Source organism: Grimontia sedimenti, assembly GCF_011045095.1.
GTDB lineage: Bacteria > Pseudomonadota > Gammaproteobacteria > Enterobacterales > Vibrionaceae > Enterovibrio > Enterovibrio sedimenti.
In genome coordinates, this window is sequence record NZ_JAALDL010000001.1 from 29,940 (window position 1) to 55,603 (window position 25,664).

Genomic DNA, 25,664 nt, shown 5'->3' on the forward strand with positions numbered 1-25,664 from the left:
AATAATTAACTAACATTTATCATGATAAATGGATGTAAAGGTGAATGATGGATGCATTAAAGGGCTAGTAAAAAAGGATGGGAAAAGCATTTTTATTAACGAATGCTCAATTAGAAAAGTCAGGATATCCAGTGAGTTATATACATTAAGTGATAACTCATATCAGAGAAGGAAGACTGATAAATGAAGTTGGTGGGTGGTGCAATAGCTTTGTGCGTTATTGCATATGAACGCCGTCATCAAAACACGTACACCGGCATGAAAGAAGCTATTGGGAAAGAACAGAAAAGAAAAAAGGAGCGATAAATCGCTCCTTTGTGATTTTGTGCTTCGATTAGTTGTAGATGCGTGACCAACAACCGTTCGAACAATCCACATTCTTGTTCCAGTGAAGCTGTGCACGGTGACCGGTACGTAGGTTGTAGTAACGGCCATTTGAGCCTTTCAGGCGTGCCCAGGCAATATCACCTTGGTGGTAGTAACGCTCGTGATTTGAGTGCTGCTCATAGTACTTGCCGCCACCATTGATATTGATGCTTCTCAGGTGCGAGCCAGTTTGGAAGAACTCAAGCGTTGTACCTGCCGGGATGGTACCGTTGATGTTAGCGTGTACGCCGCGAATCCACTGGTCTTTAGTACCCCAGTTACCACCACGGCTACCGTGCCATGCAACACCACTGTTGTTAGCTGCGTTAGTCAGCAGAGTATGCACGTCTGGATCGTTGTCGATAATGGTGACGTTCGCAGAATCTACATCGCTCTTATCGTCTTTCACCCAAGCTTGCAGCGTGAAGTACTCATTGTTTTCATGAGTAGAGTCGTTGATGGTCGGTACACCAATGCGTACAGACGTTACACCTTTAGGTAGTGAAATTTCAGTCAGTGTTGAAGAGATGGTTGCTGAGCCTGTCGAGCCATCAGAGAACAGCAGGGCAACGGTGTTGCGGTAGTCACTGTTCAATGCTGCAGAACCATTTTTCAGCGCAGCGCGGAGTTTAGTATTGGCATCTCCAGTTGCTTTATCAAAGTTGACCGTAAAGTAAGCCGTAGAACCTTCACTGACTGAAGAAGAAGCCAGTGTGATGCCCTGTACTTCTGGCTTCAGATCGCTTGGGAAAATCGTTTTTGGATAACAGGTGTGGTCTTCTGACGTCACGGTGCCCATCGCACTGATGCGGCTAGGGAACAGGCCAACTTTGACTTTCTCACCCGTAGAAGGCTTGATGCGGTAAAGGATATTACTGTTTACATTGCCCGAGACGTTCTGGTTCTTTGCTGCAACCAGCATTTGACCGTTTTGGTCGAGCGTTGCTGCCGCAATAAAGTCGATAAAGTGGAACGCCTTCAGCGTTTGCGCACCTGAAGTGGTATCTATCACGAAGGTACGGCCATTGGTCACAAACAGCAACTCGCCTTCATAGAATACAAATGACCCCCAGCTGGAATAACCGCCAAATCGCAGGTTATTGTCAAAAGTACCGATATCAGTGGTTTCACCGGTGGTTGGGTTTATTTTGAAAATCTTGGTCGCATCAGATGCGTACAGTACACCGGTATCAGGGTGGAACGCCATACGCATGATTTGTCGGTTTACTGTTGGGCCAGCGACATGATTGCCGGTGGCAGGATCCATGTATGCCAGCTGATAAGGCTTGATCTTCTTGGCATGGATATCCAGCGCTGCATATTCTTCAGCCGTGAAGTCGCTTGTTGGGATATCGACATAGAATTCGGTTGGCTGCGGGGCATTCGCATAATATAGGCGGTCAGTCTGACGATCGTAGGACATTGCAGGACCAGCGAACAAAGCACGAGAATGGTAGGTCGTGCGGTTGGCTGCGTCGCTCGCATAGACACCAGTCATTTTATCCAGTTCCTGAACATCCAAAAGAACGCCAACGTGATTACGTCCAGCATTCATTGAGTAAACATTACCCGCACAGTTTGCGGCGACTTGAGCGGAAGTCAGAGTGCCTGCGAATACAGCCATTGAAATCAGTGTTTTTTTCATGATGAAAGATACCTATCGTCCATATACTTTTTGGTTAGTGTATCCACCAAGCTCATGAGCCTTTTCGCTAACGCTTCCTAAGCTGGGTCATTGCCCGGTTTATATCCCTGAAAGAGTTCGGCTCTATCACCGAAGCCATCGCTTCATGCAATCCAGTGAGTGGTGATGTTGAATAGAGCCTATTCGGATATTTTGAACACGTCTTTCTCATGTGTGAGACGGTGTGGTTTTTGGTGTTTTTTCAGGAGAACCTTACACCTTTTGCGGGTATTGGGTTGGGGAAAAAGCTAGTAGGCGGATGAGAAATGAATGTAAAGATTTGAAGACAAAGTATGAATAAGGAATGAGGTGTTTAAAACGCAGTCGGAACTTTCTAGAGCTTCCTTCAATTAATCATGATTCAGAATAGATACATATTTCTCGAACAGAAAAATTTCATGAGAGCGATGAGAATATTGGAATTGGTGATATTTAAGACATCTCTAATGCTTGTCGAAGTAATCTTTCCGGCGAATATACTTGTCCATAAAATGGTAAGCAATTGGACGCAAAAGCCAACTGGTTAAGACTCTGATGATGCGGACGAGAGACGGCATATTGTGGTAAATCTTGTCATTGTGTAGCCAGAGCAATTCGCCAACATGCCAGAACATTAAAGGAATGCCGGGCAAAAACGTCACAATGTCGACATCACAGCAGATACGATAGGTACGGCTTTTTAGTCTGAATCGTTGCTTGAAAGTCCAGAAGCCCGTTGCTGGTTGTCCAAAGGTCACAATTCGCTTAATGGAGCCTGGGTATTTTTGCTCAAGAATTTCTCCCGCAATAATGGCCATGCTGCCGCCGGATGAATGACCAGTCAGCGACAGCTTTTTCCCTTGAGCGATCAGGCTTTCAGCGCAAGATTCCAGCTTTTCCATGACACTTTGACCAACGAGACGATTGGTGTCTTCTGAATGGTTAAATTCAGTTTGTTGGCTGGGGGAAAGTCGGGAATAGTCTTTATTCACCATATAACGGGCAGGAAGGCTGGGTTGACGCAACAAAAACTGGAATCCCCAGTGCACATGGCCGGCATGGTTTGGCGCGTCAACTTTGCTTGGAAGGACGATCAGATTTAACAACCAATCCCACACGCTTTGGGAACCTTTGAAGACAATGACAGCATCACCGTCTTCACGCCACAACACGCGAATAATGGTTTTCCCCCAACGGTTTTGAATGTCCCTGCGACCGTTTTTTGAAAAGCCGTATTGGACATGGTCAAAATGCTTGGGGTAGGCATCACGACACAGGATCGCATAGCGCTCATATTGATAGCGTTTTAGTCTTTTCACCCGTGTGATCAATCGCAACCCTAAAGTACATCAGTTTAGTGGTGAAAAATGACGAATCGAAGACAGGAAAAAGAAGAGAAGAAGAAGCTGCACCAGGCAGCTTCTTTTTTAGTCGTAATGTTGCAGGAACGGGGAGATATGCGTGTTGTACGTCAACGCTTTTATCGCACTGTGATTGTTGATCAACCATTCTGCTTTGGTAATATTCCCAATGCCAATAATGGCCTGAACAAGCAGCTTGAAATCTCTCAGCCAGCGCGCTTTTTGGTCCTCGCTCCAATCGTTGCGGTAGATTTCGTGGTAATGCTCTACCCACCAATAGGCACCACGGATAAATGCGGCCACGATGGCGGTTGCAGGTTCAATTTGCTCGTCTTTACCGTCGATGGCGTACTCGTCAGCCAGCGGTTGACCCTGTGAGAAAGCGGCATAGTTTTTACAATACTTATAGAGCGCTAATTGCAGCGCGGATGCTGAGTCGCAGTGCTCCAGTGATAATGTGGTCACGGGTAAGTGTTTTTTATTGTTTCTGAAGAGTTCGATAGAGCGCTTGCCCGGCAAGAGTTTCTCGATAACAAAAAACAAATCGATACTGATGAGTTTATTGCTCAAAGTGGTTTCCTTGTAACAATTCACGTCTTCAACCTGTCCCGTTTCCCTGCACGTTTACAGCAGATACTTGGGAAGAATAAGCAGGTTTTCAATAAACTAGCGGCAGCATACTCTCTCAGCCTCCAAAACGGAATCTGTTTAGGCTGAATGCGTCTCACACCTTGATTTAAGCGTTTGAAAAACTGTGCGCTGTGGTGCAAGTTTATGTAGACCGTAAGACTCGTTTTATCGCCAAAAAACAAGACACTCGCAAACTTTGTAACCTAACTGTTATGAACGCCCTGTTCGGTACGCATCCATCAGTTTTGAAAGGCCAGTTCGACTAATAATTAGTCACTTATGCCGACGCCATCAAGTGATTGAAGAGCTTCGGTATTTTGAATGTGCCTTACAAGGAGATGGTATGAAAAAGATCTTAGCAGGTGCAGCGCTCAGTGCCTGTTTGGCAACACCAGCGCTTGCGGAAAATCACGTTGTTGGTGGCTATTTTGCAGACTGGCAGTACGCCAATGCAGATAACCCGTATACGGTAAAAGATATCCCTGCCGACCAGTTGACCCACGTTATTTACGCTTTTCTGAGCATGTGTGGCCCTCACAATGGCGCATCAGAACTCGTTCAGCAACAAGTGGCGAAGGCCTGTGAAGGTAAAGCACCGTTTTCCGCGATCGTCGTTGATCAAGAAGCAGCGATGGAAGTGGACTTCGGTGATGTGTCTGTCGACGTGCCATACAAAGGACATTTTGCCCAGCTTGCTGAACTAAAAAAGACGCATCCTGATCTGAAAATCTTGCCTTCTTTTGGTGGGTGGACCATGTCAGAACCATTCCATGCCATGGCAAAAGACGAAGCGGCCATCAAACAATTTGCTAAATCGGCTGTGGCTCTCATTGCCGAATATGACTTTTTCGACGGCATCGATCTTGACTGGGAGTACCCGGGTGGTGGCGGTTTAACAACCTCTCCTTGGAACCCTGAGACAAAACTGTCTGATGATGTGAAAGCGCTGGAACGCAATGCTTTTACCACGCTGGTGACCTTGCTTCGTGATGAGCTGGATACGTTAACTGCGGAAACGGGTCGTGAATACGAACTGTCTACTGCTGTGGGAGTCGGCCCGAAAGCGGCACAAATCGATTGGGAATCCGCGGCACCTAAACTGACCAATATGTTCGCGATGACGTATGACTTCCTGGGAGGTTGGGGGCCGCAAACTGGCCACCTGACAAACCTGCATGCCACCGATCGTAGCTGGTGGGGAATGGGCGCAGATGTCTTTATCAATCAAATGATCGAGTTGGGCATTCCAAAAGAAAAGCTGGTTCTGGGTGCGGCATTCTATGGTCGTGGCTGGGAGGGCTCTCAGTTTGACGGCAGCCTGCCTACTTCTGATTTAGCATCAGAAAAAGGTGCGAGTTTCGGTACGGGCGAACCGGGTTACTTCATGTACTGGGATTTGAAGCAGAACTACACCAAGTCTGAAGGCTACCAGTATGGCTATGACGAAGCCTCACATGCGCCTTACCTTTGGAACCCTGAGAAGAAAGTCTTTATTTCTTTTGAAGATGCACGTTCGGTAAAAGCAAAAGCAGAGTGGGCGAAGCAGCAAGGTTTGGCTGGTGTCTTCACTTGGGAGCTTTCTGGTGACCCAGACAACGAGCTAACGTCAGTCATGCATCAAGTACTGCAAAGCAAGACAGCAAAGAAATAAGTTAGGTAAGAGCTCAGCGGTTAGACCCGGCATTAAGCCGGGTCTATTTTTTTGGCGATTTATTGAGGTCGTCAGATCCAAGTATTTCTTTCGCCTCTTGGATACCGTGTTGAGCCTTGAGTTGAGCTATCAATTCTTGGTGTGATTCTAGGAAAAGATTGAATTGAATAACGATATCAGGCCGTTTGATGCTTGAAAGATGGCGGGTACCACTCAGATAAGGGTGCTTCTTATTGAGCTTCATCGGTGGCGCCTGCTCACCCAAGTCCTTCAGTTTGATATTGAGTGCCGCCACATTGGTGTAGATGCCATCTATACGGTTCGATGCTAATAGTCGTATCAAAGATTCCATTTCCTTGACTTCAAATAAGGTGATCTCTTTGGCTTTCACCTTTTCGATAAAAGGCCATGGCGTGAAGCCGGAAATCAGGCCTAAGCGCGTCAGCGTTCCAGTCGCACTCCCTTGAGCTTGGTCCAGTGTGACGACACCATCGACAAAAGAAACCACGGGATCGCTGTAGAGGATGTCGTGTCCCTCTTTTAATGAAGCGCTCCAGTTAGGATTATCTGGGTACTTTAAATCAACGTCACCACGTAGAAATGCAGAATAAAGCCTTTTCAGGGGTAACGCCTGATAGTCAAAGTTGTAGTTATATTCGCGGGCAAAAGCATCAAAAAGTTCTCGGTTAAAACCCTGATAACTCTGTTGCTGATAGCGGGAGTAAGGCGAGTAATCTTCGAAGTCCTGGACGCCAATCGTAAAATGATTGGTATCAGAATTTTGCGCGGCCACTTCTGTTGTCGCCAAGGTAACGGCTGTCAAAAATAGTGTGGTTAAAAATTTGCGCATGTCCGTCTCAAAGGGCCTGTTTCTCACTCATGAGATAAGTATATACGCTGAGCGGAAAATCGTTTGAAATCGGTGGGATACCGTGAGCTTTCATTTCTTAAACGTATACCAAAAAAACCTGAATTCGCGCATCTTCAGGTTGTTTGGAATATAAAAGACAAAACCCCGCAAAGCGGGGTTTTGTCTTTTCAGCAAGCAAAGATATCTTTGTTTTTGTTTGTATGCGCTGACTATAGTCCTGCCGATCACCCTGTGTCCAACCCTTCCGACAGGTTTGTTAAATGCTGGGCTGCGCATCACTTTAACAATGCAACTTAGTGAGTTGCATAAATTTCTTGGAGAGTCTTTTCCAAAAATACGCTTATTTCTCAGCAGAAAACCAATTTTATGCTTGTAAGGTTTTCTTTACGCTTTGGCTTCTAACTTGCTGTAATAATAAAAATTATTGCCAACTACAATGGTGACAATTTTAAGACCTCCCCATTGGATGAGTCTGTCAGCAAGTAGATATTGCCATCAGGAGACTCCACCACATCTCTGATGCGGCCATAGTTTCCATCCAACAATCTTTCTTCGCCGATCACCTTACCGTTATCCATGTCCAGGCGAACGAGCAGGCCGAATTTCAGCGAACCGAGTAGGATATCTCCCTGCCATTGTTGGAACTTCTTGCCGGAAATCATTTCCATGCCAGACGGTGCAATGGAGGGCACCCAATAATGGACAGGCTGTTCCATCCCATCCTGCGCAGTACCGGTACCAATTTGACTTCCTGTTCCATAATTTACGCCATAAGTAATGGTAGGCCATCCGTAGTTATTGCCTTTTGATATAGGGTTCAATTCGTCGCCACCTTGCGGACCATGTTCGTGCGTCCAAAGGGTTTTCCCATCGTTATCCAGCGTCATGCCTTGGATGTTGCGGTGACCATAGGAATAGATTTCCGGCAAGCTACCACTCTGACCAACAAAGGGGTTATCTGAAGGTAGTGAGCCATCTAGATTTAGCCGGACTAACGTGCCGATATGAGAGTTGTTTTGTTGAGCTTTATCTCGGTTACCGCGATCCCCTAATGCGATATAAAGGTGCTCATCGGTGGCCAGTAACCGGCCGCCATAGTGCCTTCCACCGGCCAGTTTGGGAGACTGAGAAAAGATAGGAGTGATTTTTTTCAGCGTGTTTCCATCAAGTATTGCGGAAGATACCGCGGTGCCGGATTTTCTAAACTCTCCTTCTTCGGCGTAGGCAATGAAAAGGCGGTTTGAGGTTTTAAAATCCGGTGACAGGGTCAGTCCCAATAATCCCCCCTGACCACGATAAACGAGCTTCTCTGGTAGACCTTGGATCTCCGAGACCACGCCTTCACGCGTTACCCGTTTAAGGCCGCCGTTTCGCTCGCTGACTAACATGTCACCATTCGGCAAAAATACCAATGACCATGGGTGGTTTAGCCCTTGTGCTACCCGCTCGACGGTAAAGCTGTGTTTTTCTGAAGCAATGCTCTCGGCCGTTGCTGCAAAGGGGAGGCAAGCTGATACAAAGAGTGCGGCAATAAGGTGAGTGGTGTTCATAAGGGGCTCCGTTCGATTGTTATACCCAAATAACCTGAAGATGCAGGATTCAGCGAGTTTGACTGGCGTTGTGATCGCGGCGTTCCTTTGTAGGTGTAGTCACTTCCATCAAAAAGGAACAACAAAGAGCACGGCGTCAGTCAACTCGCCCGGAGGGAGGCCATCAATGCGCCCACTTCTTTGTTAAATACCAAGGAAATAGAACGACTATTCCTCATGATATTTTCCTCGAATTGAACGCATTGATGACCTCTGAATGCGAGCATCTTCAGGTTGTTTGGGTATGTCATCCGTCACCCCTCAATCTTACCTCATGTCTAAAGGGTCACGAGAAGTGTTGCGCAAAGCGGAATTTCAGGCGACGCATTCCCCGGCCAAGGCGGGAGAATTTGTCCGACATTGAAGGAGAAGACTGCACCGATTGCGTTGCGTCTCTTTCCGTACTGTCCAGACCACTGCTTTCAACGCGGTTACGGCCGTTTTGTTTGGCGAGGTACAGGAGTTTATCGACTTCGCTGTAAATGTCTGACAGCGACTGCCCAGGCTCGACAGATGATACGCCAAAGCTGGCGGTCACGTTAAACTCGTCGCCTTGCTCAGTCAGGAAAGCTAACTCACTGATACGTGTGCGCAAATCTTCTGCGATCAACTGTGCTTGCTCAAGTTGACTATTTGGGAGCAGAAGCATGAATTCTTCACCGCCTACCCTCGAGCAAACGTCATTACGTCGGAGGTTGTTTTTAAACAGTTCAGCAATGCCAGTCAGTACCTTGTCACCAACCGGGTGGCCGTAAGTATCATTGACCTTCTTAAAGTGGTCGACATCCAACAGCAGGCAGCTAATTGGCTCACCATTGCTTTCCATGTCCGCTTTGAGTTTATCAAGCTGGGAGCTTAGGTAACGTCGGTTGTAGAGACCGGTCAGGCTGTCGGTATTGGCGATTTTCCCCCAGCGGGCGCGACGTCGGTTGATCCAAAGGGCGGCGAGAGTGGCAAGCACTGTCGCCATCACACCGGCAACAACCAATACATTCAGGTATTCCACCTTGTCTTCGTTGGTTTTCAACTCAAGGGTCTGCAAGACGTTGTTCCAGCTGAGATGTTGGTTTTCTGCTTTGAGTTTCTCCAGGTTAAAGAGCATTTGTTGGCGTTCCAGGTTATCGACTTGCTCATCAGCACTGAAGTTGTTGAAACGGTTTTGATAATCCAACAGTGTCAGGTAAGCATTTTTGTAGTCTTCCATACCGAAGTGCGCTTTGGATGCGACCAGATACAGCTCAATCTCGGTGCGGTATAGACGGGTCAAGTCAGCTTGACCGGCGATCAACGGTGTGACTAAGTCAATCGCTTCCTGAAAGTTTTCATTTAGCAGATTTTCATTGGCTTTCAGGTAATTGTATTTACTGATGTAGTAGCGGATGGTCTCACGGTCGCGCAAGGCATCAGTCTGCTTTAGGTAGCGACCCATGCTTTTGGTGTCGCCGGATTGAAGCAACAAATCAGCAATTTGAAGGTTGATACGGAAGCGGTGAGAGCCGTCACCAAGGACTTGCGCGATTTGCAGAGCTTGCTTGTATTCCAGCAAGGCTTGTTTTTTGTCGCCCTGTTTCTTGGCAAGTTCCGCCATGTCTAGCTTAACCAGCAACTGGTTAAAGGACATTTTGCGCTCACGGAAGAACTGGTAAGACTGATCGAGCAGAAGTGATGCTTTATCAAAACCGTTTAATTGCACCAAAATGCCCCCCAAGCTGGAGGCAATACGTTCGACCAGAAGGGCATCTTGCGTGGTTTTTGCCGCCTCAAGGGAGCTCATTAAAGCCGCCATCGAGACATCGTAGTCGTTCTGTGCTTTGTAAGCCTGACCTTTAACCAGCAGGATTTCTGCGGTGACGGAAGGGTCGTTGAGGGTTTGAGATTCTGCCAGAAGCGTATCTAACTGATCGAGAACCAGCGCTTCTTCGCCTTTAAGTATTCTCGCTTGGCCTAAACGCAGTTGCATCAGGTACAAATCAGCTTTTAGCAGCGGGTCGTTCTTTGCCAGTTCAATACCAGTGTTTGCCGCTAAGATAGCGCTTTCAGGATCATTCAACAAAAGATCAACAGTCGATTTTTGCAGGTAATAGCGCACCAGTAGGGGCAAAGGTTGGTTTTGTTTCAGCTCAACTTTTTCCAGCTCACTCAACAAGGCGCGTGCTTTGATAGGAACGGAATAAAGAATGGACTGAACGCCATTAAGCGTTTTCTCAAATGACTGCGTCTTTTCAACAGAAGCATTGGCTGCTCCGGTAAAAATCACAAACAAGAAAAGGAGGTTTTTCAGCGTTTTTTGCATTAATGAAGCTTCCATGATCGACATAGCTAAACGTCAAGTTATTGTTGTTTTTTTGTTCTGACCCAAGTTGGTCACATTTAAGTGAAAACAAATGCTTGGGACCAGTTATCGGACATAGATTACCCAACACAATGTATGGGTTTTGTATTAAATTTGAGCCGGATGTATGAAATTGTTTATCGGGCGTTAGATAAGCTTAGGCAGGGATGTGGAGTTTTGCTGCAGTCAACGCAACGCACCGCCGCAAAGATGCGGCAGTGCATTACCCTCGCAGTCTGCAATCTGTTAGCCGAAGGGCCCCGAATGCGAGCTGGCGAGTTGTCTTCTATTGTATGATTTGTTGGTAGATTTCATCCTTGAGCTGCACGCGACGCATCCTCAAGTTACGGAAGTTTTCATCATCAGTAGGAATTTTTGCCATCTCCAGACCGCGTATTCTGTGGTCAAGATGGTGATACTCATCCACAAGACGACAAAAGGCGCTGTCTGCCATCTTCATATCGTGAATTTTTTCTTTGTATTCAGGGAACTCGAACATGAGTGCGTGGTTTTCACCTTGCATATTACCTCCTGTAGTCGGCTCCTGCGAAAGTCTTGATCGCAGTAGGATCTCCGGGAACGTCCACGTTGGACGTGTTGGTGCGGTGTGACTGCGACTGTAAAAAAGTACCTTGTCACTCTTTCAGAATAGGGATTGGAGAGGCGTGATTCTAGCGATAGGTCATCAGTTGGTTTTGAGTCTTAACAACTGAACACTGAGGGTAAAGTAAACTTCACATTGACGAAAAAAGGCGCTTTAAGCGCCTTTGTTACTGCGATTGTGTAGATGTCAGCGTTTGTCTTTGATGGACTCAGCTTCTTTTTTCAACAGCACGATTTTGCCAAATCCCAGCTTGTTGAAATAGCTGTCTCTGTGATTTTTCACGGCTTTTCCATCCGCAACCATTTCCAACTGAAGTTCCATTTTCAGAAAGTCAGTCAGGTCGATACCTTCTGCTTCTGCGGCAGCTTCATGAGGCGAGCGATGCTTCTGGAAAGAGAAGGTGATCACTTTGGTTTCGCCTTTATAGACATATTCAAGTTGGCGTGACATATCTGCACTCATTGCTAAGGAAATGGGGCAGGAGTATTCCTTACCGGCATTACCAAGTCAACATAGCCAATCTTTATCGAGAAAGATCCGCGCTGACAAACTCTTCTTCGTTGTCCGTTTCCTCGCAAGGATGAAAGGCGATTCGTTCTCCTTTCCCTGTCAACAAACCAATGTAACCTGGCGAGCCATCGGGATTGAGCTTCACAATACCCACTGCACTTTGGTTAACCAACAGACTCGTGCTACCGTTGTCTGGTCGTCGACGTTCAATACGCATGCGTTTCCTGCGGGTGAAAAAATTCAGTGGCGATGCTGGCCAGAACAGCTTTCTGTCCAACCATTCGAAAATGGACAAAAACGGCTCAGGGAACTGGTTTCTAAAACCACTACAAGTGATTTGCCAGATGCGTGGGCTACTTTTGCGAAAACGCATGCGTATGTCGTAGGCGAACGAATAGTGAACATCACCAGATAAAATCACGAAGTTCTTGGGCGTTTTCGGATGCTTGAAAATATTCAGCAACGCATTGGCAGAGCCTGGATGCGCCATCCAGTTCTCGGAGTCCGTCGCGAGGGGATGACCCATGAATGTCACAATACGTTGGATGGTCTCGATGAATTTGACCCCGAACATTGGCGCGGGTGAAACCACGACCACAGCGTCGTTGTTGAACACATCCTGTTGGAAGTCCATGAGAGACTCCCAATCCATTAACCCTGAAGGTTTGTTATAGCTGGACTCTGAACGCCAGCGTCGGGTTCGGGTATCAATGACCACGACTTTCGGGGTCGTCGGAATGGTGTAATGCCAATGCTCGAAGTGATGCATAACCTGTGTCATCGCTTCGAGATTTTCTGGATCGGGAGAATCAAGGAACGCTTGCATAGGCGACCAGAAATCTTCAGTAAAAGCCTTGGGCTCGTTCCCCCATCCCTGACAGAAGAAATACCCCATCATGGCATTGGTGATGATGCCTTTGGCAAAGGATGAGTTGTTCACTGCACGTTCCCAGCCAACCGTAAGGTTAAAGTCGTCGGTTACATCGTGGTCATCGAAAATCATGTACGTCGGAATATGTGCGAATAGGCGGCGAACCTGCTCCAGCCCAGCACGGAATTTACCAAGTTCATTGAGCTCATATCGCCATTGCTGTTGGCGCTCTGGTGACAGCGTCGACAAGGTGTCGTCGAGTGTAATGTGCTGCCATAAAGCCGGTGACCACACCAGAGCATACATGGCGATAAACTCGTTGAAGCTGACCAGATGGTTTTCGGTGGTTCGCGAGCTGAACACCGGCTCGGGTTTTGCCTTGAAAAGCCGTTTTATCAGGCCGTGGTTTATATCGCTGTATGGAAGCAATTCCGTGCGGCTATAAATGGGGGTGTTTTCCGGTGAAAGATCACTACACCAACGAATATCTGCGCCTTCGAACGCCTGGTCTTTCATGCCAAGTAAGTCGATGGTCTGGCGAATCGCCGACATCAGTGGGCCGCTCACGTCATCGGCATAGATTTGGTCGCCACTCATGATTAACAGGTCAGCGCGGTTTTCAACCGGCGTTTCTTCATAGCTTTTATCCAATGCCGCTAACGCGTCTTCACAGCGGTGATGTGGGTGTCGACAGGAGCCATGAGCTATGTTTTCTGCTTTTGAGGGCACGACGAAAGTGGGGCGGGATTCATCCTGATAGAGAAAACCGTCCAGTGAGGAAAGCAAAGAATGCCCCTGCTCGACGATGTCGTACTGTATCGGGATATCAGGAGTAAACGATGATTCACCCGAGAACTGTGCCATGACAACAAAGCAGCGCTCACCGAGTTGCACCTGTTTTTGGGTAGAAAAGCTGGATTGATAAAACGCGTGATCCTGTTCCGGTTGAAACAACAAAAAATCCGCGGTTAGGGGCTCAGACGTCATAGCCCAAATGCAAATATCATCTTGGGTTGTCCGCCGTAAAATAGGTCCAGCCAGAAAAACAGGTAACGCCACGAGGTAACTCAACTTTATTGTTTATTACCTTAACTTTACGCATTCTCACCGACGATTTGTAGCGGTGTGTTTGTAAAGTCATGCAAATTTAGACGTTCAATCAGTTGGGCGTCTTTCGGATAGAATGTTGGCACCATTGTCTTGTGCTTTGGCGAGCCACTGAGCAGCGACTTCATTTTCACCAATATCCAGCAGAGCCGTGGAAAGGGCCAATTGCGCCTGAACGTGTTCCTGGCGGGCTGCAAGGCTGAGGAAGTAGATACCTTTATCTACGTCTTTGTCGGTGATGAAGCCATTAAACAGCATTTGACCTAAGGCATATTGCTCTACAGGGCTATTGCAGAGTGCGAGATCAAGCACCCATTTGAACTCGTCGTAATCGACGCCAGTGGCTAAACGTTCACTATGATAAATGCTGCTTTGCGTAAGGGCGTCTTGCTGTGGCGTTTCACTGCAAAAATCGAGATAGAGCGTGGAAAGCTCAAATACCGCACTATTGTTGACGCCGTTGAGGAAGTAAGGAGAGGCTTGCCGACAGTTTTCCGTTGGGTACTCGCCACGTTGCAAATGTTGCCAACCACGATAGAAATCACTATCCAAAAACGCGCCAGAATAATTGGCGAGCGTCGGACATTGTGTGTTGGTATGTGCTGCCTCTTCAGAGCAAGCGGCGACAGTGACCAGCATGGCAGGAAGCAACCACTTCATACTTCATTCCTTTTACAACGATGGAGAGAGTGTAAAAGGTGTGGCATATCACTCGCTTTCCCATCATTGAGAAAAGGCAGTGAAATTGACCGTACTTTGTACGGCCAAATAGCGAGTCGGGTATCAGTGTTTACAGAAAATATTGGAGTTCGTTTTTTGCGCAGACTCGTCTTTCACGGGTTTCATGGCAAACGCGTAACGCAGAGAAGCGTAGAAGATGATGACATATGCCATTAGCTCTGTGCCTTCTTCCGCGATATTTTTTGCTGCGCGGACATAGCCTTCATCCAGCACCTCGCGCCAAAGCGAACCCATGCCGAAGAGTCTCGAGAAGACCAGGAGCAATACCAGCCCTAAACACAGTAAAGCGAAGTGGCGGTGTTTCACAAAAGCTGCAAACTGCGCGGCGGTTTCTGCCCTGTTTGTCAGCGAAAAGAGGATGGCACTGGCAGCGACGATCGAAGCGGGATAAACCCAAAAACCATGGAAAACCAACTGGTCAAAGAACATATCCAATTCGCGGATCAGCAAGCACAGGAAAAAACCTATCACCAAGGCACCAAAGCGTCTAAATGAAGGGCTCTGTTTCGCGATGTACGCATAACAAAGAGTGGTAAAAAATAATAGAATTTGTTCAGAATACTCAACAGCTGAAACTTCTGGAACACTGTTTTTTAATATAAAAACATCAATTCTAATAATTAGCACTGGTAAAGAAAACAAGACTGCCAATAGCAAAAACTGAGCAAAGGCGTAAAAGATGGCGGCTGCATTTTTACTGCGATGTGACATCAGCGTCCTCTCAAACTGCAATAATACTTTTCTCACCCTATAGTGACCGGATATCCGTGATATTTGTCACAGCGAAATGTTAATTCGCTTTCAAAGTTCCATTTTTATGAGAGGTGAATTCGGATGCGGGACTATACGTCATCGAATCGTCACAATTTGTCTTATCCGTGATACTGCTAATGCAGAATTCATTCCTGTTCCAACGAAAAGCTTGTGTGAATTTGATGCCAATATTCACCCGCCTCCAGTCTCACTCTTATTAGTTCGGGTAACTGACTGAATCATGTATCTTTAAGGGATAGATATAGAGGGAAGAATAATGCGTAATAAAACCGTCCGATGGGGAATGATTGGCTGTGGCAATGTGACTGAGCGAAAAAGCGGCCCGGCTTTTTGGCAGGTAGAAGGTTCATCATTGGAAATGGTGATGGCAAGACGTGACGAACAGGCAAGCGACTATGCCTCTCGACATGGGATTGCCCGCTACACCACGGATGCGTCTGCATTGGTGGCCGACGAGCATGTTGACGCGATATATGTTGCCACACCGCCTGATAGCCATCTGGAGTATGCCCTTATGGCTGCCAGTGCTGGCAAACCTTGTGTGGTTGAAAAACCGATGGCACTGACGACAGACGAATGCGACCAAATGCTCGCGGCTTTTGAGAAAGCGAATGTGCCACTGTTCGTGGCTTATTATCGTCGCTCGCTACCAAGATTTGACGTGGTGAGAAACTGGCTAGAGCAGGGAATGATTGGTGATGTCAGGCATATTCATTGGACTTATCATCGTGCGCCCAACAGCGATGACAAAGAGGGCAAAGACAACTGGCGCGTGAATCCTGCTCAAGCCGGAGGTGGTTACTTTGTGGATCTAGCCAGCCATGGGTTGAATCTGTTCCAGCAGTGGTTTGGGAACATTGTGGTTGCTAAAGGCATCAAAACCAATCAACAAGGCTACTACGAAGCTGAGGATGCGGTAGCGGCAAGTCTCGCTTTTGAAAGTGGTGTGCTGGGTTCTGGTTATTGGAATTTTGGCGCGGCAAACCGTGAAGATCGTGTTGAGATTATTGGCAGTGAAGGCCGGATTGTTTGCTCAGTATTTGGTGAAGATGACTTTGAGCTTGATGGAAAAGAGAAAGCGTCGGTAAATATCGAGAATCCGGACCCCGTGCAGTATTTCCATGTTGAGAACCTGATTGCGCACCTGAATGGTGACAAAGAGCATCCCAGCTTAGGAATCGAAGGCAGAAATACAACGTGGGCGATGGAGCAAATTCTTAACGGCTAAGGAATTTGGTGAGGAATCTGCTGATTTGAAAGGCGAATAGCTCATGATTTAGTCACTTGAAGCTAAATTCGGCCTGAAACGCAAATTAGTGCTTGCAAGCCTTGGGCGGTTTCCCTAATATTCACCTCGTTCTAAGGAACACAGACTTTTCCCCCTTAGTTCAGTCGGTAGAACGGCGGACTGTTAATCCGTATGTCGCTGGTTCAAGTCCAGCAGGGGGAGCCAAATTTGAAGCCTCGTCGAAAGACGGGGCTTCTTTCGTTTTACCTGTTTGAAAGTGGCCGTTGTCGTCATTGTCGCTTCGCGATATGTCGTTGACCTACGCTTGTTACAAATTAGTACGAATCAGGCGTTCAAATCTCTAGTGCTGTAATGTTATATTGTAACATTATCGCTTTAGGTAGATGACGGATCATGCTGTTTTCATTCCGCAAATTACTCCCTGTGCTGTTGGCTGTTCTTTTCTGCTGGCAGGGTTTTGCGGTTGCGCATCACAAAGGCGAACATCATCATAGCCAGAAAGTGGATCACGAATGTGCAGTTTGTGTACTCGGTATGCCTGCCATTGAATTTGGTGCTGCACTCGTCCCAGTCTCCCACACCCCGGCTTCAGTTCAGCCAAATATTGGTTCATCACTTCTGTCGACCGTATCTATCACCCAAAATGCGCGTTCCCCTCCAAAGTTATTGATTTAATTCATCTACATTTAAACATTCATTTTTGGAGAATTTATGCGTACTAATTACTTGTTTGCACTGAGTGCAATTGCTTTGGGTGTGTCGTCGGCAGCGACTGCAGAAAATAAAGAATTTCGTCAACATGATGCTCACCAACATGGTGTTGTTGAGTGGCATATTGCCCAAGACGGAGATGAGCTTCTGGCTGAAATCACCGCGCCAGGCAGTGACGTGGTAGGTTTTGAGCACGCACCGGAAAATGCCGAACAAAAAGCAGCCATTGAAAAAGCGGTGGCTGCATTGGCAAAACCGGGTGCATTGTTTGCGATTAACTCAGAAGCAGGTTGTGAGCTAGAAGCACAGCGGGTCTCTCACACCTTGGGTGAGGAAGAGCATGGTGACCATCACGACCATGATCATGAAGGTCACCATGATCACGATGAACATGCCCATGACGACCATGATCATGATAAGCACGACGAACATGATGATCACCACGGTCATGATCACGATAAACACGATGATCATAGCCATGACAAACATGAAGAGCATAAAGGTCATGATGACCATGACCATGACCATGACCATGACCATGACCATGACCATGACCATGACCATGATCACGAGCATGGAAAAGCGCAACACGGCGAGTTTTCAGCACAGTATACCTTCCACTGTAAATCGCCAGCTGAGCTTAAATCCATTACGACAGATTGGTTTACCGCATTTGGCAATACCGAGAAGATCAGTGTTCAGGCAGTGACAGACAAAGGTGTCGCAGCGACTGAGCTAATGCCATCTTCAACCACATTCCGTTTCTAATTACTCAGGCCCCTTCGGGGGCCTCTGGTTTGCATTTTATGTTATTGATTGAAGACCTCCGGTTCAGGTGGCCAGGCCAAGAACAATGGCAAATTGATATTCCCCATTTCTCGCTCGAAGCCAAAGAGCGTGTATTTCTAAAAGGGGCCAGTGGGTGTGGTAAGTCCACGCTGCTTGGTCTGATTGCTGGCATCAACATCGCTGATGAAGGCTTACTGCGTTTTCAGGGAGCAGATTTAACGGCATTAAGAGGCGCTAAACGCGATGCTTTTCGCGCTGATCATCTTGGCTATATCTTCCAGCAATTTAACCTACTTCCATATCTCTCAGTGATTGATAACGTCACCTTGCCTTGTCGTTTTTCCAAAGCGCGCAAAGAAAAGGCAGGGGGCAACCTGCAGCAAGAAGCCGAACGTCTGCTAAGTGCATTGGCGTTGCCGGAAAATTGCCTGAATAAACCCGTTACCGAGCTTAGCATTGGTCAACAGCAACGTGTTGCCGCAGCGAGGGCACTGATTGGAAAGCCTGCGTTGCTGCTGGCAGATGAACCTACCTCCGCACTGGATGCCGATACCCGAAACGCGTTCATTTCCCTTTTGATGAACGAATGCGAAAACGCGGGCTCCAGCCTGTTGTTTGTTTCTCACGACAGTTCTTTGGAATCGCACTTCGGTCGCTCTATTTCGCTACCTGAGCTTAATCGCGCAGCGATTCAAACGGAGGTGCTGTAAATGGCCATCATCCGATTAGCACTTCAAAGTTTGCGAAACCGTAAAGCCACCGCCCTATTAACGATATTTACTGTTGCAGTGTCAGTAGCACTGCTAATTGGTGTTGAGCGTGTAAGAACCCAAGCCAAAGAAAGTTTTGCCAACACCATCTCGGGAACGGACTTGATCGTGGGCGCGCGTTCTGGTCAGGTTAACCTTCTGCTTTATTCCGTATTTCGCATCGGCAACGCCACCAACAATATTGATTGGCAAAGCGTAGAGGATGTAAAAAGTCATCCTGCGGTGGCTTGGTCGATTCCCATCTCGTTAGGTGATTCTCACCGAGGTTTCCGCGTAGTCGGTACAACGGAGGACTATTTCAAGTATTACCGTTACGGCCAAAAACAGCCTTTGTCCTTCAAAGAAGGTGCATCTTTTGATGGGTTGTTTGACACAGTGATCGGTTCAGAGGTTGCCAAAAAACTGGGGTACAAATTGGGTGACGAAGTTGTCATAGCCCATGGTTTGGCTGACAAAAGCTTTGCCCGACACGATAATCTTCCGTTCAAGGTCACGGGGATTCTCGCGCCTACCGGTACACCGGTTGACCGCAGCGTGCATGTATCTTTGCTTGCCATTGAAGCCATTCATATTGGTTGGGAAAGCGGCGCGCGAATGGGGACAGGCATCAAAGCGGAGGATATCGACCCCGACTCGCTACAGCCAGAACAAATCACAGCGTTACTGGTTGGGCTAAAAAGTCGCATTCAGACTTTTGCGTTGCAGCGAACCATCAATGAATACAAGCAGGAACCTCTAACAGCCATTATGCCCGGGATTGCACTACATGAGTTGTGGGGCATGATGTCTGTAGCAGAGCAAGCGCTATTGGTGGTATCGGGTTTTGTTGTGGTTGCAGGGTTGATGGGGATGCTTTCCAGCCTGTTAACCAGCCTGAATGAGCGTCGACGCGAAATGGCGATACTGCGTGGAATGGGGGCTAGGCCAGCACATATCTTCTTCCTGCTGGTCAGTGAAGCCTTGTTCCTGACGCTATTAGGTATTATCACTGGCGTGACAGCGCTGCTGATAATGATTAATCTGGCTGCACCTTTTGTGCTGAGCCAATATGGATTGCAACTTTCCGCTGCATTTTTGAGTCCACATGAATGGACACTCATTGGCATTGTGCTGGTGGCAGGATTTTTAGTGGGGATGTTCCCTGCGCTTCGCGCGTATCGCCAGTCTCTGTCAGACGGCATGACAATACGGATATAAGATAATGAAAAAATGGTTACTAGTTCTCACCGCGTGTCTGCCAATGATTGCGCAGGCTGATGAAGCACTGAAATTGGATTGGCTGGATTTAATTCCAGAGTCTGAGCGCCAGCAGTTTAACGATCGTGGCATGCCGATGATCGATCACAACAACGATGCCCCTCAGCAAAATCTGGTGGGTAAAGTACGCCCAGAACTGAACAACAGTCAGGTCAAAATTCCAGGGTTTGTCATCCCTCTTGAAGGTGATGCTAACAAAGTGACGGAATTTCTGTTGGTTCCATTCTTTGGTGCCTGCATCCATGTACCACCACCGCCACCGAATCAAATCGTGTACGTGAAGTTTGAAGAAGGCGCACCCGTTCAAGAGCTTTGGGATGTGGTTTACGTGGTAGGTAAATTGAAAACCCAAACGGTTTCCCATGATATCGCGCAAGCCGGTTATTTGCTGGAAGGCACAGCGTTAGAGCCTTACGACGATATGTAATAGTGTCTGATAAAAACGCCCGCATCATGCGGGCGTTTGTTTTTCTGGTTAGCGCTTCTGCTATTGGGTGAAAAGTGAGCTCAGTGTATTGTCTATCCATAACATCACCTTATCCCATCCCCTAGCTTTCCGCTTGATAGCGCTCAGGGTTAACAGTGGTGGGCTGGATAATTCTGCAGTTGATAGCTCTTTGACGGAACCCTCCATCCACTCGTGGCTGACTATGTGCTCAGGAACAAAAGCCCAACCAAGGTTTCGAGTGATAAGGTTCGAGATGTAGTAGTAGCTATCAACGTGCCAGTAGCGAGGAGAGAGAGGTTCTTCCTGTGAGTAACCGAGTCTATCCCGAATGGCGAGTTGGCGGTATTTTACTAAGTCGTCTTCGTGCGGATGCTCAAGTAGGGCAAGAGGGTGGTCATGCCCCGTGATCAGGCATTGCTTCACGGTTTCAATGTCATACCAATCAAGAGATTCAGAAAGCGGCTTTACCCGGTAGATAAACCCAATATCAGCCCGGCCTTCATTGACCCAGGTGGCAATGTCGTCTTGGGAACCATTCAGAATAGTGAGCTTGAGTTCGGGAAACGCCTCAGCAATTCGCTCAAACAGGATTTCAAATGTCTGTATGGGAACAGCCTCATCCATGGCGACATTGAACGCAACTGGCTCGCCGCCAGTCACAGCCATCGCACGGGAGTTCATCCTGTGACATTGCTGAAGTATCGCTTTGGCATCTACCAGCATTTCCTTTCCAGCTTCGGTAAGAACGGGCAACTTTGCGCTTCTGTCGAAAAGCTCGAAGCCCAGATCAATCTCCAGATTGGCAATTGCGGTACTAACACGGGACTGTGCCTTACCTAACTTGCGGGCTGCAGCTGAAAAGGACCCTGTTTCGGCGGCTTCTACAAACGCCTTGAGTTGTTCCAATGTCCATTGCATGAGTCTTTCTCTCTTTTACCTATCCGCTTTTGAGATTGATTTTAACTTTTATCTATAGCTATACAACGTGAAAATCCCCTTGTTCATTTCCATTTTTAGTTTTTCTTTTATGCATGTAACAGATCTCAACCAAGGTGACTCGATCACTAAAACGTTCTGGCGATTCACCATTCCCGCAATTGCGGCGATGATCGTCAATGGTCTCTATCAGCTGGTGGACGGCATTTTCGTCGGCCACTACATTGGTGCGGAAGGGCTTGAAGCCATTAATATTGCTTGGCCTGTGATTGCCGTGGTGGGTGGTCTTGGATTGATGATTGGCATGGGGGCCGGCAGCCTAGTCTCCATCTATCGCGGTGAATCAAACCTTGCGAAGGCGCGAAGCGCTATGGTAACGGGCCTTGTGCTGACGGTCTTACTCGGTGCGTTGGCATCACTTTATCTTGTTTGCTTCGGCGGCTTTCTCGTTAACCTTCAAGGTGCTACCGGCATTGCCCACGGCTATGCCAATGATTATCTGACGGTATTTAAAATCGGCGCCGTGGCAACGGTGGTGGCAGGTGCGTTGCCATTTCTTATCCGCAATGACGATAGCCCCTTTGTTGCTACAACGATGATGGTCGTCGGTGCTTTAACCAACATTGTGCTGGATTATCTGTTCATTGGTGTGCTGGGTTGGGCATTGCAAGGCGCTGCGGTTGCAACAGTATTGGCACAGTCCGTGAGTGTGCTGATAGGGCTGTTGTATTTGTGTTCTTCCCGTTCTTTCCTGGGCATTTTCCGCAACCCGCTTAAGTTCAGTTTTTCTGACGCAGGCCAGAGCTTGGTACTTGGCTGCTCTTCGCTAGTGATGTTCATGTATTACGGCGTGCTGGTGGGCTTTCATAACCGTTTGTTTGCGGAATACGGCACATCTGTCAGCGTGGCTGCGTTTGCTGTCGTGGGTTATTTGATGACGCTCTATTACGTCGTTGCTGAGGGTATCGCAGAAGGTATGCAGCCGCAGGTGAGCTTCTATCATGGCGCGCAGTCTTACTCGAAGATAGTGAAGGTCGCGAAACTGGCCACTATGGTGTCACTGGTTGCTGGTTTTATTTGGCTGGCTGTACTGAACTTGTTCCCGGACTTTGTCATTGGCATGTTTAACGGCGGTAATGAAGCCCTGATTCAGGAAGCAACGTTAGGTATCAGGCTACACCTGTCAGCCATGTATCTTGATGGTTTGATTATTCTGGCTTCCATGTACTTCTTGTCCGTGGGTAAAGGCGCGAAATCGCTCAGTATCTCCGTTGCCAATATGCTGGTGCAGTTCCCATTCCTGTATGTGCTGCCGAAGTTCTATGGTCTTGAAGGTGTTTGGCTGGCAATGCCAATCTCAAACGTGGTGCTGGCCTCGGTGGTCATACCCTTGATGTGGCATGACATTCTGAAACAACGAAAAAAGCGGCCGGAACTACGTCCTGCCATTGCCTAAGGTTAACCGGCCGACAAGCAAAAAGTAGGGGAGCATTTGCTCCCCTAAATGGTTTAAAACTCGTCCCATTCTATTTCATCATCATCGACGGTAGGTTTGGGCTTCGCTTTGGCTTTTTTCGGAACGACGGCTTTTTTGCGCGTCTTATTGAACTTGGGTGTTTTTACGGGCTCCTTGCTTTCATCGATGGTGAAAAACTCCATCATGGCGCTCATGTCATGAGCTTGTGAAAGCATGCTTTCACCAGCAGTGGCGGCTTCTTCCACCAATGCGGCGTTCTGCTGAGTCATGGTGTCCATGCGCGAAACGGCAACATTCACTTGCTCGATGCCGCTGCTTTGGTTTTGGGCGACCTCGCTGATTTCTGACATCTTGCTGCCCACTTCTTCCACCATGCTGAGGATTTCCTGCAAGGTATCGCCGGATTCGGCAACCAACATGGCACCGTCTTCGACCTTTTTATTGGTGTCTCGTATCAGGTCTTTGATTTCTTTAGCAGCCTCGGCAGAACGTTGGGCTAGGCTTCGTACTTCCCCGGCTACCACAGCAAAGCCACGGCCTTGTTCACCAGCACGTGCAGCTTCTACGGCGGCATTGAGTGCGAGCAGGTTGGTTTGGAAAGCGATTTCGTCGATAACGCCAATGATGTCGGAAATCTTGTTACTGGCGCCACTGATTTGATCCATCGCAGTGATGGTGCGCATCACAACATTGCCGCCTTCGCGTGCTTTCTCTACTGCCTCGTCGCTGAGCTTGTTGGCAGCAACGGCATTATCAGCACTCTGCTTAACGGTCTCAGTCATGTTATCCATGCTGGCAGCCGTTTCCTGCAAAGACGTCGCTTGATCTTCCGTACGCTGACTTAAATCTCGGTTGCCTGAAGCAATTTCGTTCGAAGAGTTTGAGATAGTAGAGGAAGCCTGTCGGATGTTGCCAATCACTTGCGTTAAACGCTCAATTGTCGCGTTGGCATCAATTTTCAGTTGGGCAAATCGGCCCTGATAGTCTTTGTCGATGCGCTTGGTGAGATCACCACGGGCCATAGCCCCCAGAATACCCTGCATATCTGCAAGCGCCGCATCAGTGTTGGTAGTGAGTCCATTCAGACCTTTTGCCAGATTCTTGTGGAAGCCACGCTTGTCCTCAAGCGATAACTGAATGGAGAAATCTCCCTTTGATGCGGCTTCCACCATTTGGTCTATTTCCCGCTCAATAGCAACTTCAGCCGTTCTGTCCTCCCATTCAATGACAGTGCCGATACGGTCACCGTTATCATCGATGATCGGATTAGCGGAAATGGCCATCGTTCGGTTTCCTACAACAAGTTCTGTCCGATACTGTTCTTCCAAGTGGTCTAATAGACGGCGCTGGTGTGAAGGGTCTTTATGGAAAAAGTCGATGTTGTGACCCATGACATTTTCGGGGTTGAACTGAGGAATAACGGTGCCGAAATCTTCTTTAGCATCAGTCAGCATTTTGGTGGCTGACTGGTTGATGTAGATGATGTCGTAATTGGCATCGGCAATCATGGTGTTGGTGGAAACATTATCCAGTGCTTGCCTAACCCGGGCATTCTCCTCAGCTTTATCTTTAGCTTCACATTCCAGTTTTGCTTTCGCTCGCTCGGACTCTTCAACGTTTTCCAGTGACGTGTTGGTGGCTTGTTTAATCGAGAGCAAGTCGCCTCTCAGGTCAGATTCAATGCGGTTGCTGAAGTCACCTTCCGCCAGACCTTCCATCACTTTCTTGATGTCTTCAATCGCATTTTGCGTACTGTCCATTAGGGTGTTAAAGGCGGCAGCAGACTGGCCGATTTCATCTCGGCTCGTGACATCGACCCGTGTTGAAAAATCACCTGAGGTGGCAACGTTTTCCAAGCTGTAAGTGAGCTTGAGGATAGGCCTTGTGAGTGAGCGAGTCACCACCATGGCGATGAGAGTAATGATGACAACACCCGCCAACAAGCCGAAACCGATCAGCCATTTAAGTGCATCAACTTCGCTAAAAGCCTCGACACTATCGATTTCTGCAACCAGCGCCCAGGTCGTGTCTCCAAATTTAATCGGTGTGTAGGCCGTTAATACGGCGACTCCTCGGTAATCCTCTGCCACCTCAAAGGCGGTTTCACCCTTGAGCGTTTTCTCAGTGACATCCGTTTTGACGCTGCCTTTATCGGGATCGGCAAATGACGCCATCACGGAGTGGCTCTGGTCTGCCAGATACGAATCGGAACGCATCAAATAATCAGGGCCAACCAGAAATGTTTCGCCTGTTTCACCCATGCCTGTACGTTGCAGCATGATTTGGTTTATTTCATCAATGGATAGCTGGAGAACAGCGACGGCGAGGGTTTCACCTGCTAAGTCTGTGATTGGCGCGCCAATGAAAGCTGAAGGGTGATCGCTTTTGGCTGCGTATCTCTGGTAGTCCTGAACAGCCATGGTGTTATTGCTGATCACTTGGCGGTACAAAGTGGCGAGAGGGCTGTCTTTATAGTCCCCAAAATTCAGGTTTGTACCCAGATCTTTATCGCGGCGGGCGGAGAAAATGACATGGCCTGTTTTGGCCTGAATGATATAAACATCTGAGTAGCCATAAACGTTCACAAAGTCATTCAGGGTTTTACCGCTGGACTGCCAGATTTCTTCGTATTCATAAGTGTCCGTATAAAATTCTTCATCGGCTTCGATTTCTTCATCGGCAGCATAGAAGGAGAGCAACTTCTGGATCTGTTTGGTGTCTTCACTGCCTGCAAGAATTCGGATGTCCTTCATGGCGCGTTCGAGGTAGGACTCGATTTGCGTTTTCTTGACCTCCCGCATACTGACAAGCTGAGCAAATGCCTGTTTATGCAGCGCATCACTGGATTTTACCAGCGCAAGGTAGCCCACGATTAATATGGGCAAAACGCCAATAAAGAGGAAGATAAGCAAGAGTTTTATCTTTAGCTTTCCAAACATCTGACACCCTTTTTATTG

Annotated in this window: 22 protein-coding genes and 1 tRNA gene; 10 read left to right on the plus strand and 13 right to left on the minus strand. The window is 47.8% G+C overall.

Annotation, left to right across the window (positions count from 1 at the left end):
- Positions 1–183 precede the first annotated feature (183 nt).
- Complete coding sequence (locus G5S52_RS24130; RefSeq protein ID WP_268895494.1) at positions 184–306, plus strand: hypothetical protein; 123 nt, start codon at positions 184–186, stop codon at positions 304–306.
- 28 nt (positions 307–334) lie between these two features.
- Here the strand turns inward: G5S52_RS24130 and G5S52_RS00150 are convergent, their stop codons facing one another.
- The 3 genes from G5S52_RS00150 to G5S52_RS00160 all read right to left on the minus strand — a co-directional run bounded on the left by G5S52_RS00150 (position 335) and on the right by G5S52_RS00160 (position 3,960).
- The gene (locus G5S52_RS00150; RefSeq protein ID WP_165011276.1) at positions 335–2,011 is read right to left on the minus strand and encodes a YncE family protein; all 1,677 of its coding nucleotides are present in this window, start codon (positions 2,009–2,011) and stop codon (positions 335–337) included.
- A 482-nt stretch (positions 2,012–2,493) separates the two neighbouring features.
- Positions 2,494–3,348 (minus strand): lipase family protein, encoded by an 855-nt coding sequence (locus G5S52_RS00155; RefSeq protein WP_165011277.1) that lies wholly within the window; start codon positions 3,346–3,348, stop codon positions 2,494–2,496.
- A gap of 108 nt (positions 3,349–3,456) precedes the next feature.
- The gene (locus G5S52_RS00160) at positions 3,457–3,960 is read right to left on the minus strand and encodes a hypothetical protein (protein ID WP_002540034.1); all 504 of its coding nucleotides are present in this window, start codon (positions 3,958–3,960) and stop codon (positions 3,457–3,459) included.
- Between the two features lie 403 nt (positions 3,961–4,363).
- Between G5S52_RS00160 and G5S52_RS00165 the strand changes: the two genes are divergently transcribed.
- A complete protein-coding gene (locus tag G5S52_RS00165) occupies positions 4,364–5,671 on the plus strand; it encodes a glycoside hydrolase family 18 protein (RefSeq protein WP_165011278.1) in 1,308 nt (435 codons plus the stop codon).
- 43 nt (positions 5,672–5,714) lie between these two features.
- Here the strand turns inward: G5S52_RS00165 and G5S52_RS00170 are convergent, their stop codons facing one another.
- From G5S52_RS00170 to G5S52_RS00205, 8 genes are all read right to left on the minus strand, one after another.
- Positions 5,715–6,521 (minus strand): substrate-binding periplasmic protein, encoded by an 807-nt coding sequence (locus tag G5S52_RS00170; protein WP_165011279.1) that lies wholly within the window; start codon positions 6,519–6,521, stop codon positions 5,715–5,717.
- 452 nt (positions 6,522–6,973) lie between these two features.
- Positions 6,974–8,092 carry a PQQ-dependent sugar dehydrogenase gene (locus tag G5S52_RS00175; RefSeq protein ID WP_165011280.1) on the minus strand — a complete coding sequence of 373 codons (1,119 nt, stop codon included), beginning with the start codon at positions 8,090–8,092 and terminating at the stop codon, positions 6,974–6,976.
- A gap of 325 nt (positions 8,093–8,417) precedes the next feature.
- Positions 8,418–10,424, minus strand: a complete 2,007-nt coding sequence (locus tag G5S52_RS00180; RefSeq protein ID WP_165011281.1) for a GGDEF domain-containing protein — start codon at positions 10,422–10,424, stop codon at positions 8,418–8,420.
- 325 nt (positions 10,425–10,749) lie between these two features.
- Positions 10,750–10,986: an HP1242/YdcH family protein gene (locus G5S52_RS00185; RefSeq protein WP_165011282.1), complete on the minus strand. Its 237-nt coding sequence runs from the start codon at positions 10,984–10,986 to the stop codon at positions 10,750–10,752.
- A 267-nt stretch (positions 10,987–11,253) separates the two neighbouring features.
- Positions 11,254–11,517: a DUF2960 family protein gene (locus G5S52_RS00190; RefSeq protein ID WP_002540041.1), complete on the minus strand. Its 264-nt coding sequence runs from the start codon at positions 11,515–11,517 to the stop codon at positions 11,254–11,256.
- 73 nt (positions 11,518–11,590) lie between these two features.
- Positions 11,591–13,402 carry a metallophosphoesterase family protein gene (locus G5S52_RS00195; RefSeq protein WP_235956029.1) on the minus strand — a complete coding sequence of 604 codons (1,812 nt, stop codon included), beginning with the start codon at positions 13,400–13,402 and terminating at the stop codon, positions 11,591–11,593.
- 201 nt (positions 13,403–13,603) lie between these two features.
- On the minus strand, positions 13,604–14,215 hold the full coding sequence (locus tag G5S52_RS00200; protein WP_165011284.1) for an SEL1-like repeat protein: 612 nt from the start codon (positions 14,213–14,215) through the stop codon (positions 13,604–13,606).
- Positions 14,216–14,338: 123 nt separating this feature from the next.
- Positions 14,339–15,007 carry a hypothetical protein gene (locus G5S52_RS00205; RefSeq protein ID WP_165011285.1) on the minus strand — a complete coding sequence of 223 codons (669 nt, stop codon included), beginning with the start codon at positions 15,005–15,007 and terminating at the stop codon, positions 14,339–14,341.
- 319 nt (positions 15,008–15,326) lie between these two features.
- Between G5S52_RS00205 and G5S52_RS00210 the strand changes: the two genes are divergently transcribed.
- The 7 genes from G5S52_RS00210 to G5S52_RS00240 all read left to right on the plus strand — a co-directional run bounded on the left by G5S52_RS00210 (position 15,327) and on the right by G5S52_RS00240 (position 20,273).
- Positions 15,327–16,298, plus strand: a complete 972-nt coding sequence (locus G5S52_RS00210) for a Gfo/Idh/MocA family protein (RefSeq protein WP_165011286.1) — start codon at positions 15,327–15,329, stop codon at positions 16,296–16,298.
- A gap of 149 nt (positions 16,299–16,447) precedes the next feature.
- A tRNA-Asn gene (locus G5S52_RS00215) sits at positions 16,448–16,523 on the plus strand.
- A gap of 189 nt (positions 16,524–16,712) precedes the next feature.
- Positions 16,713–16,994 carry a hypothetical protein gene (locus tag G5S52_RS00220; protein ID WP_165011287.1) on the plus strand — a complete coding sequence of 94 codons (282 nt, stop codon included), beginning with the start codon at positions 16,713–16,715 and terminating at the stop codon, positions 16,992–16,994.
- Positions 16,995–17,030: 36 nt separating this feature from the next.
- Positions 17,031–17,798: a zinc uptake protein ZrgA gene (gene zrgA, locus G5S52_RS00225; protein ID WP_165011288.1), complete on the plus strand. Its 768-nt coding sequence runs from the start codon at positions 17,031–17,033 to the stop codon at positions 17,796–17,798.
- Between the two features lie 38 nt (positions 17,799–17,836).
- Positions 17,837–18,529, plus strand: a complete 693-nt coding sequence (locus G5S52_RS00230; RefSeq protein ID WP_165011289.1) for an ABC transporter ATP-binding protein — start codon at positions 17,837–17,839, stop codon at positions 18,527–18,529.
- The gene (locus G5S52_RS00235; protein ID WP_165011290.1) at positions 18,530–19,786 is read left to right on the plus strand and encodes an ABC transporter permease; all 1,257 of its coding nucleotides are present in this window, start codon (positions 18,530–18,532) and stop codon (positions 19,784–19,786) included. It begins immediately after the preceding gene.
- 4 nt (positions 19,787–19,790) lie between these two features.
- Positions 19,791–20,273, plus strand: a complete 483-nt coding sequence (locus tag G5S52_RS00240) for a DUF3299 domain-containing protein (protein WP_165011291.1) — start codon at positions 19,791–19,793, stop codon at positions 20,271–20,273.
- Between the two features lie 60 nt (positions 20,274–20,333).
- Here G5S52_RS00240 and G5S52_RS00245 read toward each other — a convergent pair whose 3' ends face one another.
- Positions 20,334–21,212 carry a LysR family transcriptional regulator gene (locus tag G5S52_RS00245; RefSeq protein ID WP_002542750.1) on the minus strand — a complete coding sequence of 293 codons (879 nt, stop codon included), beginning with the start codon at positions 21,210–21,212 and terminating at the stop codon, positions 20,334–20,336.
- A 109-nt stretch (positions 21,213–21,321) separates the two neighbouring features.
- On the opposite strand from G5S52_RS00245, the gene G5S52_RS00250 reads away from it, so the two are divergent.
- Positions 21,322–22,686, plus strand: coding sequence for an MATE family efflux transporter (locus G5S52_RS00250; RefSeq protein WP_165011292.1), 1,365 nt, complete (start codon positions 21,322–21,324; stop codon positions 22,684–22,686).
- Between the two features lie 53 nt (positions 22,687–22,739).
- On the opposite strand, the gene G5S52_RS00255 is transcribed toward G5S52_RS00250, so the two are convergent.
- The gene (locus G5S52_RS00255; protein ID WP_165011293.1) at positions 22,740–25,646 is read right to left on the minus strand and encodes a methyl-accepting chemotaxis protein; all 2,907 of its coding nucleotides are present in this window, start codon (positions 25,644–25,646) and stop codon (positions 22,740–22,742) included.
- Positions 25,647–25,664: the final 18 nt, after the last annotated feature.